Source organism: Alteraurantiacibacter aestuarii (genome assembly GCF_009827405.1).
Taxonomy (GTDB): domain Bacteria; phylum Pseudomonadota; class Alphaproteobacteria; order Sphingomonadales; family Sphingomonadaceae; genus Alteraurantiacibacter; species Alteraurantiacibacter aestuarii.
Genome location: NZ_WTYY01000002.1, coordinates 290,724 through 304,166, shown reverse-complemented (window position 1 = coordinate 304,166; position 13,443 = coordinate 290,724). Strand labels below are relative to the sequence as shown.

General features: G+C 63.8%; 14 protein-coding genes. 10 read left to right on the top strand and 4 right to left on the bottom strand.

The genetic code is table 11. From position 1 onward, the window contains the following. Positions 1-34: 34 nt before the first annotated feature. Complete coding sequence (locus GRI32_RS04090) at positions 35-1,432, bottom strand: protein adenylyltransferase SelO family protein (RefSeq protein ID WP_160589858.1); 1,398 nt, start codon at positions 1,430-1,432, stop codon at positions 35-37. Positions 1,433-1,502: 70 nt separating this feature from the next. On the opposite strand from GRI32_RS04090, the gene GRI32_RS04085 reads away from it, so the two are divergent. From GRI32_RS04085 to GRI32_RS04065, 5 genes are all read left to right on the top strand, one after another. Further along, complete coding sequence (locus tag GRI32_RS04085) at positions 1,503-2,366, top strand: alpha/beta fold hydrolase (RefSeq protein ID WP_160589857.1); 864 nt, start codon at positions 1,503-1,505, stop codon at positions 2,364-2,366. Next, on the top strand, positions 2,363-3,517 hold the full coding sequence (locus tag GRI32_RS04080; RefSeq protein ID WP_160589856.1) for a glycosyltransferase family 4 protein: 1,155 nt from the start codon (positions 2,363-2,365) through the stop codon (positions 3,515-3,517). Before GRI32_RS04085 ends, GRI32_RS04080 begins: the two co-directional genes overlap by 4 nt. Before the next feature lie 131 nt (positions 3,518-3,648). Beyond that, positions 3,649-4,413 carry a tetratricopeptide repeat protein gene (locus tag GRI32_RS04075; RefSeq protein ID WP_160589855.1) on the top strand — a complete coding sequence of 255 codons (765 nt, stop codon included), beginning with the start codon at positions 3,649-3,651 and terminating at the stop codon, positions 4,411-4,413. A gap of 35 nt (positions 4,414-4,448) precedes the next feature. After that, the gene (locus GRI32_RS04070; protein ID WP_237437370.1) at positions 4,449-5,792 is read left to right on the top strand and encodes a PQQ-like beta-propeller repeat protein; all 1,344 of its coding nucleotides are present in this window, start codon (positions 4,449-4,451) and stop codon (positions 5,790-5,792) included. Positions 5,793-5,862: 70 nt separating this feature from the next. Then, positions 5,863-7,221: a DUF1295 domain-containing protein gene (locus tag GRI32_RS04065; RefSeq protein ID WP_160589853.1), complete on the top strand. Its 1,359-nt coding sequence runs from the start codon at positions 5,863-5,865 to the stop codon at positions 7,219-7,221. A gap of 19 nt (positions 7,222-7,240) precedes the next feature. Here GRI32_RS04065 and ubiA read toward each other — a convergent pair whose 3' ends face one another. Beyond that, positions 7,241-8,143 (bottom strand): 4-hydroxybenzoate octaprenyltransferase, encoded by a 903-nt coding sequence (gene ubiA / locus GRI32_RS04060; protein ID WP_337190148.1) that lies wholly within the window; start codon positions 8,141-8,143, stop codon positions 7,241-7,243. A 58-nt stretch (positions 8,144-8,201) separates the two neighbouring features. On the opposite strand from ubiA, the gene GRI32_RS04055 reads away from it, so the two are divergent. The 3 genes from GRI32_RS04055 to GRI32_RS04045 all read left to right on the top strand — a co-directional run bounded on the left by GRI32_RS04055 (position 8,202) and on the right by GRI32_RS04045 (position 11,205). Further along, positions 8,202-8,975: a class I SAM-dependent methyltransferase gene (locus GRI32_RS04055; protein ID WP_160589851.1), complete on the top strand. Its 774-nt coding sequence runs from the start codon at positions 8,202-8,204 to the stop codon at positions 8,973-8,975. Between the two features lie 20 nt (positions 8,976-8,995). Further along, positions 8,996-9,748, top strand: coding sequence for a 16S rRNA (uracil(1498)-N(3))-methyltransferase (locus tag GRI32_RS04050; protein ID WP_160590244.1), 753 nt, complete (start codon positions 8,996-8,998; stop codon positions 9,746-9,748). 86 nt (positions 9,749-9,834) lie between these two features. Further along, entirely contained in the window at positions 9,835-11,205 is a 1,371-nt protein-coding gene (locus GRI32_RS04045) for a glutamate--cysteine ligase (protein ID WP_160589850.1), read from the top strand. 50 nt (positions 11,206-11,255) lie between these two features. Here the strand turns inward: GRI32_RS04045 and GRI32_RS04040 are convergent, their stop codons facing one another. After that, positions 11,256-11,627, bottom strand: coding sequence for a VOC family protein (locus GRI32_RS04040; RefSeq protein WP_160590242.1), 372 nt, complete (start codon positions 11,625-11,627; stop codon positions 11,256-11,258). Positions 11,628-11,769: 142 nt separating this feature from the next. On the opposite strand from GRI32_RS04040, the gene soxR reads away from it, so the two are divergent. Together soxR and GRI32_RS04030 are read left to right on the top strand one after the other, a co-directional pair. Next, the gene (soxR, locus tag GRI32_RS04035) at positions 11,770-12,213 is read left to right on the top strand and encodes a redox-sensitive transcriptional activator SoxR (protein WP_160589849.1); all 444 of its coding nucleotides are present in this window, start codon (positions 11,770-11,772) and stop codon (positions 12,211-12,213) included. A 13-nt stretch (positions 12,214-12,226) separates the two neighbouring features. Next, positions 12,227-12,652 carry a GNAT family acetyltransferase gene (locus tag GRI32_RS04030; RefSeq protein WP_202385926.1) on the top strand — a complete coding sequence of 142 codons (426 nt, stop codon included), beginning with the start codon at positions 12,227-12,229 and terminating at the stop codon, positions 12,650-12,652. A 3-nt stretch (positions 12,653-12,655) separates the two neighbouring features. On the opposite strand, the gene GRI32_RS04025 is transcribed toward GRI32_RS04030, so the two are convergent. Continuing rightward, positions 12,656-13,393: a superoxide dismutase gene (locus GRI32_RS04025; RefSeq protein WP_160589847.1), complete on the bottom strand. Its 738-nt coding sequence runs from the start codon at positions 13,391-13,393 to the stop codon at positions 12,656-12,658. Between the last annotated feature and the right edge of the window lie 50 nt (positions 13,394-13,443).

Genomic DNA, 13,443 nt, shown 5'->3' with positions numbered 1-13,443 from the left:
CCAGCGTGATTTTGCCGGTCGGCGGGTGGATGTGTCAGGCGTGCCCGGCGGGGGCGGGCGGCTCGCCCAGGGCATTGCCCATCTGCCGCAGCGCCGCCACCTTGGCATGCAGCAATGACCAGTCATCGTGCCCGGCAATCGCGTCCCAGATGCTCTCTACCTCTTCGATCAGCATGGCTTCGGGCTGCGGCCCGTCCCAGTAGCTGTCCTGTTCGCCCACGGCCTCATATCCTGCAAGAGCCTGCGCCAGATCGCCGCTGGCATTGCGTCCGCCGCGATGGACGAAGTAGAAGATGTCCGGCCCGATATCGCCCGCGCGCATGGCTTTTTCCGCAGCATCGATCAGCTGCCCGTCATGCTCCAGCCCGCGGCTTTCCACGCCCAGCCGCCAGCAGAAACGGCGGATCATGTTGGCCTGGTAGCATTCGCCAAAGCGGTCGAGCGCGGCGATCAGCGGCTCGCTGTCTGCCAGTCGGCGCAGGGCGATGGCCAGCTGGCCAAGGTTCCAGCGCAGCGCTTCTGGCTGGCGGCCAAATGCATACAGGCCCTGATGATCGAAATAGGCGGCGGTGAATTCCGGCTGCCAGCGCGGCAGCCAGCGCCACGGGCCATAATCGAAGCTCTCCCCGGTGATGTTCATGTTGTCGGTGTTGAGCACGCCGTGGACAAACCCCGCCACCATGTAGGATGCGGCAAGGTCCGCCAGCCGTTCCACCGCCTGATGCATCAGGATGATCGCCGGCTGCTCGCGCCCCGGTGCATCGGCGGGCGGCATAGGGCCGGGAAATTGTGCCAGGCAATAATCGACCAGTGCGGCCAGATTATCGTCCTGCTGGAAGGCGGCGAGCCGCTGGAAGGTGCCGATGCGGATATGCGAATGCGACAGGCGCGTGAGCACGGCGGAGCGGGTGGGCGATGGCTCGTCCCCGCGCGTCAGCTCCTCACCTGTCTCCACCACGCTGAAAGTCTTGGAGGTGTTGACGCCCTGCGCCTCCAGCATCTCGGTGGCGAGAATCTCGCGCACCGCGCCTTTCAGCGTCAGCCGCCCGTCGCCGCTGCGGCTGTAGGGCGTGGTGCCGCTGCCCTTGGTGCCCAGATCGAGCAGGCGGCCCGATGCATCGCGAAACTGCGCAAACAGGAAGCCGCGCCCGTCGCCAATCTCGGGATTATACACGCGGAACTGGTGGCCGTGGTATTTCAGCGCCAGCGGGCGGGGCAGATTTTGCGGCAAGGGTTCGAAGCGGCCGAAATGGCCTGTCCATTCGCTGTCCGTCAGATTGCCCAGCCCAACCGCCTTGTCCCACCGCTGATTACGAAAGCGAAGGAGCGTTTGCGGAAACGACGCTGCGTCCACTCCATCGCCAATCCATTGGGCAATGGTGGTGATTTGCGGATCGGGGCGATAGGGGGCGGCTTGCGGTTCGGCGCGCATCTGGCATTAGTGGCGCTGGAACGGGCGCAGCGCAAGCGATGTTGATTCAAAGGGACGCATGGAAGCCATCATGAGCGATCAGGCCTGGCAGGATCAATTCTGGGAAAGTGCAGACGGTCTGAAGCTGCATTACCGCGATTATGCCGGTCCCGCCGATCGCCCGCCGATCCTGTGCATTCCCGGCCTGACCCGCAACGCCCGCGATTTTGAACCGATTGCCCAGGCATTTGCCGGGCAGTGGCGGCTGATCTGCGTCGATCTGCGCGGACGCGGTGACAGCGATTATGCCAAGGACACCTCCACCTATGCGCCCGCCCAATATGTGGCGGACATGGATGCGCTGTTCACCCAGGCCGGGCTGGACAGGGTGGTGGTCATCGGCACATCGCTGGGCGGCATTGTCGCCGCGCTGATGGCCGCGCAATGGCCAGACCGGCTGGCGGGCGCGGTGCTCAACGATATTGGTCCGGTGATAGAGGAGACGGGCCTGGCGCGGATCCGCGAATATGTGGGGCAGGGCCGCAGCTATCCCACCTGGATGCACGCTGCCCGCGCGCTGCGTGACAATGTGGGCGAGGCCTATCCCGATTTCTCGATTTCGGAATGGCTCCGTGTCACCAAGCGGCTGATGTATGTCGGCAATAGTGGCCGCATCACCTTCGATTATGACATGCGCATCGCCGACCCCTTCACCGATAGCGAAGCGGCGGAGCCGGTCGATATGTGGCCGTTTTTCAAGGCCTTGTCAGGCAAGCCCACGCTGACCTTGCGCGGCGAATTGTCTGATATCCTGTCTGACCGGACGCTGGAGAGGATGAAGGCTGAAATCGCCGGGATGGAAACGCTGACCATCGCCCGCACCGGCCACACGCCGACACTGGACGAGCCGGAGGCGCTGGCCGCCATCGCTCGCCTGCTGGACAAGATTGCATGAGCGCATCGGGTGATCGGCCGCGCATCCTCCACCTGCATTCCACTTTCGATGCAGGCGGCAAGGAAGTGCGCTGCGTGCGCCTGATCAACCGCTGGGGGAAGGAGGCGGATCACGCCATTGTCTCCGGCGATCTGGCAAAGCGCGGCGCGGCGCAATTGCTCTCCCCAAGGGTGCATGTCTCCTGGCCAAAATTTCCATCGTTGAGCGGCAGGCCCACTCCCGGACGGCTGGGCAAGATCGCCGCTGCGATGGCGGGCTATGACCTGATCTGCACCTATAACTGGGGCGCGATGGATGCGGTGATGGCGCACACATTGTTCGCCGATGTCCACAAGCTGCCGCCGCTGGTGCATCATGAGGATGGCTTCAACGAGGATGAAGCGATCAGGCTGAAGACCAGCCGCAACTGGTATCGCCGCATTGCGCTGGGGCGCACGGCAGCGCTGGTGGTGCCGTCGCGCAATCTGGAGCGGATCGCGCTGGAAGTGTGGCAGCAGCCGCGCACCCGCGTGCGCCGAATCGCCAATGGCATCGATACGCGCAGCTATGCCGCGCCGCCCAAGCGCGACATCCTGCCCGGGCTGGTGAAGCACAGGGATGAATTCTGGATCGGCTCCCTGGCCGGCCTGCGCGAGGTCAAGAACCTTGGCGCTCTGGTGCGCGCGATCAAGCGCATGCCGCCCGAATGGCAGCTGGTGATTGTGGGCGAGGGGCCGGAGCGCGCAAGACTGCTGGCGCTGGCGCAGGAATTGCAGGTGGAAGACCGCGTTCACCTGCCCGGCTTCATCGCCCAGCCGGAAAAGCTGGTCGGCCTGTTCGATATCTTCGCCCTGTCATCGCATTCAGAGCAATTCCCCATTTCCGTGGTGGAGGCGATGGCGGGCGGCCTGCCGGTGGTGGCGCCGCGCGTGGGGGACCTTGGCGAAATGGTCTCCTCCGACAACGGTCCCTATCTGGTCGATCCCGGTGATGAGGAGGCGCTGATCCAGTCGCTGTGGAAGCTGACCGGCAATGCCCCAGAGCGCAAGCGCATAGGCCAGGCCAACCGCACGAAGGCGCGTGCGGAATATGATGCGCTGGCCATGAGCGAGCGCTATCATGCCCTCTATTGGGGGCTGATGAATCGCCAGTCAGCACCGAAATCGGCTTAAGCCGCGGTTCACCCTTTGGGGGACAGGCTGAAATCCGCAATTGAATTGACCCGTCCTTGCGCTAAACAGCGCGGCCATCAGGCTTAACCATTACCAAGAAGATTGTGGCAAAAACTCCCAAAACCCCGTCCGTGACCATTCAATCCGGCAAGCCGGAGACCCGCGACCTTGAGCAGGAGATGCTCATGCGCGAGGTGGATGAGGCTGTGCGCAACGATACTGTTGGCACGGCATTCAAGAAATATGGCGTCACGGCAGGGATTGTCCTGGCTCTGGGCCTGGCGAGTTTCGCCGGATATCTCTACTGGCATTCCAGCCAGGAAGCCTCGCTGGAAGAACAGTCCGAGCAGCTGGTGCTGGCCATTGATGAGCTGGATGCGGGCAATCTGTCCGTCGCCGATGAGGAGCTGGCCGCGCTTTCCGCAGATGGCAGCCCGGGCGCAATGGCTTCTGCCAACATGCTGCGCGCCGCCATCGCGCTGGAGCAGGACCGCCCGCAGGACGCCGTCGCCTTCTATGACCGCGTGGCCAATAATGCCGACGCACCGCCGCCCATGCGCGATGCCGCCACCGTGCGCTCCGTCGCTATCCAGTTTGACGATATGGAACCGCAGGCGGTGATCGATCGGCTGGGGCCGCTGGCGGTTGCTGACAGTGACTGGTTCGGCAGTGCCGGGGAACTGGTGGCGATGGCCTATCTGGCGCAGGGGCGTGAGGATCAGGCCGGGCCGCTGCTGGTGCAGATCGCCAAGGATGAGGATGTGCCGCAAAGCCTGCGCGCCCGCACCCGCCAGCTTGCCGGCCTGCTGGGCTTCGATGCGGTCGAGGATGTTGAGGAAACGCTGGCTGAAATGCGCGGCGATGATGCTGAACAAGCACAGGGCGCGGCGCAATGAAGCCAAGCCTCATGAACCAGGATAATCATATGCCAATGCTACCGTCTCTCGCGCGCCTTCGCGCCGCTGGCACGATTGCCGTTTCTGCAATGGTGCTGAGTGCCTGCAGCATATTCGGCGGCGGAGACGATTCTCCCAACACACCCAGCGTTGGCAATCGCCAGCCTATTCTCTCGCGGATCGCCAGCGATGTTTCGGCCGATCCGGAACTCGCCAGTATTGCGGTCGTGCTGCCAACACCGGAAACCAATGTTGACTGGCCGCAGGCCGGGCGCACCGCCTCCAAGGCATCCGGCCATGTCACGCTTGCCGCCGCACCCGCGCGCGCATGGACCGTCGATATCGCCGGCAGCAGCAAGACCCGCCGTCTGGCCGCCGCACCGGTGATCGGTGACGGCAAGCTGTTCGTGGTCGATTCCGACGGCGTGATCCATGCTTTCGATGCTGCCACCGGCGCGCGTCGCTGGTCGCACCGTATCCAGGTTTCCGGTGATCTGAACGATGCCACATTCGGCGGCGGCGCCACCTTCTTTGATGGCAAGGTGTTTGCCACCAGCGGCACTGGCGATGTTGTGGCTCTGGACGCCAACAGCGGTGACGAACAGTGGCGCAAGAAGCCCGCCGGTCCGCTGCGCGGTTCGCCCACCGTGGCCTTCAATGCCGTTTATGTGATGACGCAGGACAACCAGATCCACGCGCTGGCCATCGCTGATGGCGCGCCTTTGTGGCAGGATGCCGCATCGTCCAGCCAGTCCGGCGTGTTCGGCGTGGCTGCTCCCGCCGCAGGGCAGGGCACGATCGTGGCCGGTTATTCCTCGGGTGAGCTGGTGGCCTATCGCTACGAAAACGGCCGCGACCTGTGGTACGATGCGCTGGCCCGTACCTCTATTTCCACGCAGGTTGGCGCGCTGACCGATGTCGATGCCGATCCGATCATCTCCAATGGCCAGGTCTTCGCGCTGGGGCAGGGTGGCCGCATGGCCGCTTATGAACTGACCACCGGACAGCGGATCTGGGAATTGACGCTGGCCGGCATTTCCACCCCCGCGATTGCCGGGGAATGGATATTCACCCTGACCGACGATGCCCGCCTGTTCGCGATTGCTCGTGCCAGTGGCCGCATTCGCTGGGTCACCCAGCTGGATGCGTGGCGCAATGCGAAAGACCGCGAAGGTCCGATCTTCTGGACCGGCCCGGTGCTGGCCAGCAACCGCCTGTGGATCGCCAGTTCGCGCGGTGAAGTGCGCTATGCCGATGTGACGACGGGGGAAACCACGGTCTTTACCGAGCTGGGCAACCCTGTCTCGCTGCCTCCGGTGGTGGCCAACAACACGCTCTACATCCTCGATGACAGCGGGCGGATCACAGCCTGGCGCTGAGCCGCCGCTGACCGCTAAATTTGTGCGTCCGTTACCCGCCTTTTAACCCTTTTGCGGTTAGGGCGGCGCCATGAGCGCGCAACCTGCCACCGCCACGCAGCCACCTGCCAGCGACGTATCCCCGTGGGTGGGATTTGTCGGCCTGGGCACGTTGCTCAGCTATATCGCGTTGTGCCGCGCCTGGCCCGATCTGGTGCTGGCTTTCGGCCTGCCCGGCCCGTCCGAGCGGATGTCCGGCCCCTATTCCGCGCTGGTCGCCATGATCCTTTCCGGCCTTGCGATGGCTGCATGGTCGCTGCTGGTGGACAAGGTTCATCGTAACCCATCCACCGGGATCGACTGGAGCCAACGCCGCAAAATTTCCGAAGTGATCGACGTGTCCGCCACCAAGCTGGCCGGGCTATGGGCGACATGGGCGGTGATCGGCCTGATCTACTGTCTGGGCCGCTGGTATTGGGACGGGCAATATCTGTTCGCCATGCGGGTGATCGGCGTTGCCGCCGTGCCCATGTTCATCCTGTCCGTTCCCTATGTCATCTGGCTCGACCGGGTGATGAAGAAGCCGCGCGACCATGCCTGGCATTTTGGCGCCATGCTGCTGGGGCGCGAGGCGTGGGACACGCATGAGGTCAAGAAGCACTGGCGGGCTTGGATCATCAAGGGCTTTTTCGGCGCCTTCATGATCTCCATCCTGCCGCCCGGTTTTGCCGCCGTCGTGGATGCCGATCTGGCGCAGCTTGCGGGCAATCCGGTGCTGGTGGGCACAATCCTGTTCGAACTGCTGTTCGTGATCGATGTGCAGATCGGCACCGTGGGTTACCTGCTCACCCTGCGTCCGCTCGATGCGCATATCCGCAGCGGCAATCCCTTTCTGGCAGGCTGGCTGGCCGCGTTGCTGTGCTATCCGCCGATGGTCTATGGCCTGATGGGCAATGGCGGGATGATCCAGTACGAATACAACACCGCCGGCTGGGGATACTGGTTCGATGGCCATGAAATGCTGCTGTGGGTCTGGGCCGGCTGGCTGGCCTTCCTGACCGCCATCTATGCCTGGGCGACCATCGCCTTTGGCATCCGCTTTTCCAACCTCACCTATCGCGGCGTGCTGACCAACGGGCCGTACCGCTTCACGCGCCACCCGGCCTATCTGTCAAAGAACCTGTTCTGGTGGTGTTCGTCCATGCCGTTCCTCGTCACCAGCGGTTCAATGGTCGATGTGATCCGCAACACCTTCTTCCTGGGTGTGGTGAGCGGCATCTATTACTGGCGCGCCCGCACCGAAGAGGCGCATTTGCTGGGTGAGGATGCCAAGTACCGTGAATACCATGCATGGATGCAGGAACACGGGCTGATCACCTCGCTGCTGGCCAAACTGCTCAAACGCGCCAATCCGCGCCCCGCTGCGCCGCAGCCACAGCCCGCGGAATAGCGCAGCCAACCTGCGTGGTTCAGGCGTTGCCGACCACAAGGCAGGCGGCTGCTACCAGTGCGCCAGCCCAGCGATTGCTGCGAAAGCGTTCCAGAGGGTTGCGGCCGTCAGCGGGATCGAGCGTGCTCGCCTGCCAGGCAAAATGCGCCGCCGCCGGGATCAGCGCCAGCAGGGCCACCCAGTCCGCCCGCAGCAGCCAGAAGGCGAGGGCAAGGCATGCGACTGACGCTGCGTAAAAGCCGCTGACGCCCAGTTTCACGTGATCGCCCAGCCGCAGCGCGCTGGACCTGATACCCACCAGCGCATCGTCCTCGCGGTCCTGAAGGGCATAGATCGTGTCATAGGCCATGCACCAGAAGAAGGCCCCGGCATAAAGCGCGGCCATCACGTCCAGCCTGTCTCCACGCATGGCCATCCAGCCAACCGGTGCGCCCCAGGTGAACACCAGCCCCAGCCACGCCTGCGGCCAGTGGGTGATGCGCTTCATGAACGGATAGGCCGCCACCAGCGCCAGGCTGCCCAAAGCCACCAGCTGCGCCTCCCAGCGCAGTTGCAGCAGCACCAGCAGGCCCACCGCGCACAGCACCAGCAGCCACGTCCACGCCGCCCTCAGGCTCACCCTGCCGCTGGCCACGGGGCGAACGGCGGTGCGCGCAACCTGCCGGTCCAGATCGGCATCGACGATATCGTTATAGACGCAGCCCGCGCCGCGCATGGCGATGGAGCCAAGCAGCAGCCACAGGATCATCTGCCATTGCAGACCCGCTCCCGAAAGCCACACGCCCCAGGCGCACGGCCAGAACAGCAGCCACCAGCCGATCGGGCGGTCAAACCGCGCCAGCAGGGCATAATCGCGCAGGGATGCGGGCAGCAGGCCCACAAGGCCGCGGTGTTCGCTATCGGGAGTAATGGTATCGGTCACGCGCAAGGCCCATAAAGATGTTGGACGCAGGGTGGAAGGCTTCGCTAGGGGAAATGGCATGATTGATGCGCGCGAACATAACCGGATAGGCTGGAACCAGCGGGTCGAGGACGGCGACATGTGGTCGATCCCGGTCGACGCGGAGACCATCGCCCGTGCACGCAAGGGTGACTGGGACGTCCTGCTGACCCCGACCAAACCCGTCCCGCGTGAATGGTTTGGCGATATTGCCGGCAAGGACATGCTGGGCCTTGCATCAGGCGGCGGGCAGCAATGCCCGGTCTTTGCCGCAGCCGGGGCGAATGTCTCCTGCCTCGATGCGTCCGAAGGCCAGTTGGGCCGCGATGCCGAGGTGGCTGAGCGCGAAGGCCTGCACATCCGTACCGTGCAGGGTTTCATGCATGATCTTTCCGCCTTTGAGGACGCCAGCTTCGATATCGTCTTCAACCCGTGCTCCACCGCCTTTGCGCCCGAAGTCATGCCCGTGTGGCGCGAATGTGCGCGCGTGCTGCGTCCCGGCGGCATTCTGATGACCGGTTTCTACAATCCGGTGTTCTTCGTGTTCGATCAGCTGGCGATGGACCGGGGCGAGCTGGTTGCGCGCCATGCGCTGCCATACAGCGACTTCGAACTGCCCGAGGACGAGCGTGAGAAGATGCTGGCCGATGATCCCACGCTGTGTTTCAGCCACACGCTGGAAACGCAGATCGGCGGACAATTGCAGGCCGGGCTGATGCTGAGCGATATGTTCGAGGATGGCTGGGCGCAGCTCCACGAACTCAGCGCGCTGTTCCCGCCCTTCATCGCCACGCGCGCAGTAAAGCGCGGCTGATCGTGGCCGCGCCTCGCCCGATGGTTCCGGCCTGGCCGCCGCGCAGCGCCCCGCGCCTGTTCGTGGATGGGCCGCTGTCCGCAGGTAGCCAGATCACGCTCGACGGTCCGCAGGCGCATTACCTGCTGCGCGTGATGCGCGTGGGTGAGGGGGACGGCGTGATCCTGTGCGACGATCTGACGGGCGAATGGTCGGCGCGCGTTGTCTCCGCCTCCAAACGTAACCTTGTGCTCGATCCGGTCGAACTGCTTCGCAAGCGTGAAGCGGTGCCCGATTTCTGGCTGTGCCCCGCGCTGCTGAAAAAGGACCGCTTCGACATGGTGCTGGAAAAAGCCACCGAACTGGGCGTGGCGCGCATCGTGCCGGTGCTCACGCGGCGCTGCGTGGCGGACAAGCTCAATGCCGAGCGCGCCCGCGCGATTGTGACCGAAGCTGCCGAACAATGCGCCCGCACCGCTCTGCCCGAACTGGCCGAAGTGACGAAGCTGGACGCCCTGCTGCGCGATTGGCCCGAAGATCGCGCGCTGTTTTTCGCCGATGAACTGGCTACAGGGCAGGGCGGGGAAAGCGCCGCGAAAGCCTTCGCCGCCCATACTGGTCCGGCTGCGCTGGTGATCGGCCCTGAAGGCGGATTTGACGATGCGGAGCGGGATGCGATTCGCGCGCATCCGCAAGCCCGCCCCATTTCGCTTGGCCCGCGTATCCTGCGCGGGGAGACCGCGGCTGTCGCCTCCACCGCGCTGTGGATGGGCACATGCGGCGATTGGGCCTGACTGAAATCGGACGTGAGCGACATGCATTTTGGACAAACACAATTTGATACTGGCGCAGCCGCGCCGCATCTCCTAACGGCCTTGGCATGAGCACGCGCAAGGCGTCAGATGGGGGGGAGCGGCCGATCGAGAGCCGCGACCAGTTGGTCCAGCCAATGCAGGACGGCGAAAAGCCGCCTGCTGCCTGGCGGATTGGCACCGAGCATGAAAAGCTCGTCTTCAAGAAGGCTGACAAGCACGCCCCGTCCTATGACGAGCCCGGCGGCATTCGCGACATTCTGATGTCCATGCGCCAGTTCGGCTGGGAACCGGTGGAGGAGAACGGCAAGGTCATCGCCATGAGCGGCGATGACGGCACCATCAGCCTGGAACCCGCAGGCCAGCTGGAACTGTCCGGCCAGCCGCTGGAAAACCTGCACCAGACCTGCGCCGAGACCGGTCGCCATTTGCAGCAATGCAAGATCGTGGGTGAGGAGCACGGCGTCGGTTTCCTGGGACTCGGCATGTGGCCGGACAAGACCCGCGCCGAACTGCCGATCATGCCCAAGGGCCGTTATGACATCATGCTGCGGCATATGCCGCGCGTGGGCGATCTGGGCCTGGACATGATGCTGCGCACCTGCACCATTCAGGTGAACCTCGATTATGCGAGCGAGGCCTGCATGGCCAAGAAGTTCCGCACCTCTCTGGCATTGCAGCCGCTGGCCACGGCGCTGTTCGCCAATTCGCCCTTTACCGAAGGCAAGCCCAACGGCTTCCTGTCCTATCGCAGCCATATCTGGAGCGACACCGATCCGCACCGCACGGGCATGCTGCCCTTCGTGTTCGAGGATGGCTTCGGGTATGAGCGCTATGTCGATTACATGCTCGACGTGCCGATGTATTTCGTCTTCCGCGACGGCAAATATATCGATGCCTCCGGGCAAAGCTTCCGCGATTTCCTGAAGGGCGAACTGCCTGCGCTGCCGGGCGAACTGCCCATGCCGAGCGACTGGTGGGATCACCTGTCCACCGCATTCCCCGAAGTGCGGCTGAAAAGCTTCCTGGAAATGCGTGGCGCCGATGGCGGCCCGTGGAACCGCATCTGCGCCCTGCCTGCCTTCTGGGTCGGCATTCTGTATGATCAGACCGCGCTGGATGCATCGTGGGATCTGGTCAAGGACTGGACGATGGAAGAGCGGGAGGAGCTGCGCAATGCGGTGCCCAGGATGGCGCTCGATGCACCCATTCCGGGCGGCCGCAAGCTGCGCGATCTGGCGGGCGAAGTGCTCGCCATTGCCGACCGCGGGCTGGTATCGCGCGCGCGGCTGAACGATGCCGGTGACAGCGAAGCCGGTTTTCTCGAGCCGCTGCACGAGATCGTGAAGAGCGGCAAAGTCCCCGCCCAGCGCCTGCTGGACAAGTTCAACGGCCCGTGGGGCGGAGACATTTCGCGGGTTTACGAAGAAAGCTTCTGAAGCGATCCCGGTTCAGGCCGGCGGGATCAGAAAATCCGGGTCCTATCGGGTCAGCCATAGCAGACCACCTCGAACTCGATCCCGTCCCAGTCGAAGAAGTAAAACCGCCTGCCCGGTTCGTAGTCGTCGTGGCCGAACGGCTCCAGCCCGGCTGCCACCACCATCTGTTCGGCAGCGTCCAGATCATCCACCAGCAGGCCGACATGGTTCATCGGCTTGCCCTTCTGCTGGCCTGCATGATCCTTGCCGTCAGTGTAGAGCGCCAGATAGGTGTCCGCCTCTCCCACATGGATGGTTTCACCGCCGCGCTGGGCCATGCCGCGCCACCGCTGCTGCCACCCCAGCAACTCCCTGAACAGATCGGCCGAGCGCTCGATGTCGCTGACGGTCAGATTCACATGTTCGATGCGTCCCTTGGGCATGGTTGATGTCATCCTTGAAATCCTTTGCACAAATCTTTGTCATCATTGGGTAATTCGCGACCGAATAATGACTTTGCGAATCACCGTTTGCCCATTGTGCAATCTAAAGCTAAGTTGAGGTCAAGAGATTGGGGAAAACTTTATGTTGGGGCCTGAGAAGTTCATTTCGATCGGCCAGCTGGCCAGCCGCACCGGCGTGGCGGTATCGGCGATCCGCTTTTATGAGGAGAAGGGCTTGTTGCAGCCGCTGCGCACCAGCGGCAATCAGCGCAAGTTCCTGCGCTCCGACATCCGCCGGGTCAGCTTTATCCTGATCGCCCAGAAGCTGGGGCTGGCGCTGGCGGAGATTGAGGATCAGCTCAAGAATCTGCCCGAAGGCCGCAACCCCACCCAGCATGACTGGCAGAAGATCAGCCGCCGCATGCGGGCGCAGATCGATGAGAAGATCCTCCTGCTCACCCGCACGCGCAGCCAGCTGGATCAGTGCATCGGCTGCGGCTGTCTCAGCCTGCAGAAATGCCAGCTGTACAACAAGGATGATCGGCTGGGCCTGAAGGGACCCGGCCCCAGGGCCGTGCTGGACTGATATGGGCAGCGAAATGGCCAGCATCAGGACCTATCAGGACGGTGATTTCGATGGCGTCCGCGCGATCTGGGAGGAGGCATTTCCCGGTGATCCCGCGCGCAACCGCGCCGAATTCGCCATCCCGGCAAAGCTGAAAGTCCAGCCGGAGCTGCTGCTGATCGCCGAAGCGGATGGCGAGATTATCGGCACCGCCATGGCCGGATATGATGGTCACCGGGGATGGCTGTATGCGGTTGCCGTCAGCCAGTCCGCCCGCCGCAAGGGCATCGGCTCCATGCTGATTGCCGAGGCCGAGCGGCGCCTGGCGGCAATGGGGTGTGGCAAGGTGAACCTTCAGGTGCGCGCCACCAATCATGCCACTGCGCAATTCTATCGCAAGCTGGGCTATCAGGCGGAGGAACGTATCAGCATGGGCAAGAGCATCGCCGCAGAGGGTTGAGGCTCAGCGCAGCGCCGCCTGATATCGCGCCTCCACGATTTCCCAGTCCAGATTGGCCATGAAGGCATCGACATAGCGCGCCGCTGCCGTGCCATAATCCATGTGGTAGCTATGCTCATACATATCCAGCGCGATCAGCGGAACGCCCGCGATAGCGCCGTGCATGTGATCCCAGGCCCAGTAATTATGCAGGGACCCGGTGTGCTGGTTGCAGGCAAGAATGCACCAGCCCGATCCGCCCGCCAGACTCATCGCCGTGCGGCGAAACTCTGCTTCCCACGCATCGATGCTGCCGAATGCGGCGGCCAGCGCAACGGCCAGAGATCCCCCCTTTTCGCCATCGCCGCCCAGTCCGTCAAAATAGAGTTCATGCAGGATGACGGAGCCGGTGCGGTGCAGTTCCTCGCGCTTCAGCCCGCCATAGACCGGCGCGGGGAAATCGGGGTCTGCCATGGCTGCGGCCAGCCGCTGCTCCACCACATTGAGCGCGCGCACGGACCCCTGGTAATTGTTCTGCCAATGGGAGGTGATCAGCCGCTCTGAAAGGCCCGTCAGCCGGGCCGGATCGAAGCGCAGGGGCCGGGGTTCATGCAGCGCGGAGAAGGCCGGGGGCCGCACAAGCGCGTCCTGTGCTGCACCTTGTGTTGCACCCTGCGCTGCGGCTGGCGTGGCCAGTGCTACCACGGTCAGGCCCGCAGCGCCTGCCGCTCCCAATGCCTGCCGCCGTGTGAAATCGTCCATGCCTCGTCTCCCTTGCTGGCAAAGATATCAGCCCTGGGGGATGTTGGCGC

Coding starts and splice junctions, on each gene's coding strand:
- GRI32_RS04065 (WP_160589853.1), top strand. CDS start 5,863: ATGAGCGCGCAACCTGCCACCGCCACGCAGCCACCTGCCAGCGACGTA.
- GRI32_RS04045 (WP_160589850.1), top strand. CDS start 9,835: ATGAGCACGCGCAAGGCGTCAGATGGGGGGGAGCGGCCGATCGAGAGC.
- GRI32_RS04030 (WP_202385926.1), top strand. CDS start 12,227: ATGGCCAGCATCAGGACCTATCAGGACGGTGATTTCGATGGCGTCCGC.
- GRI32_RS04070 (WP_237437370.1), top strand. CDS start 4,449: ATGCTACCGTCTCTCGCGCGCCTTCGCGCCGCTGGCACGATTGCCGTT.
- GRI32_RS04055 (WP_160589851.1), top strand. CDS start 8,202: ATGATTGATGCGCGCGAACATAACCGGATAGGCTGGAACCAGCGGGTC.
- GRI32_RS04080 (WP_160589856.1), top strand. CDS start 2,363: ATGAGCGCATCGGGTGATCGGCCGCGCATCCTCCACCTGCATTCCACT.
- soxR (WP_160589849.1), top strand. CDS start 11,770: ATGTTGGGGCCTGAGAAGTTCATTTCGATCGGCCAGCTGGCCAGCCGC.
- GRI32_RS04085 (WP_160589857.1), top strand. CDS start 1,503: ATGAGCGATCAGGCCTGGCAGGATCAATTCTGGGAAAGTGCAGACGGT.
- GRI32_RS04040 (WP_160590242.1), bottom strand. CDS start 11,627: ATGCCCAAGGGACGCATCGAACATGTGAATCTGACCGTCAGCGACATC.
- GRI32_RS04025 (WP_160589847.1), bottom strand. CDS start 13,393: ATGGACGATTTCACACGGCGGCAGGCATTGGGAGCGGCAGGCGCTGCG.
- GRI32_RS04050 (WP_160590244.1), top strand. CDS start 8,996: ATGGTTCCGGCCTGGCCGCCGCGCAGCGCCCCGCGCCTGTTCGTGGAT.
- GRI32_RS04090 (WP_160589858.1), bottom strand. CDS start 1,432: ATGCGCGCCGAACCGCAAGCCGCCCCCTATCGCCCCGATCCGCAAATC.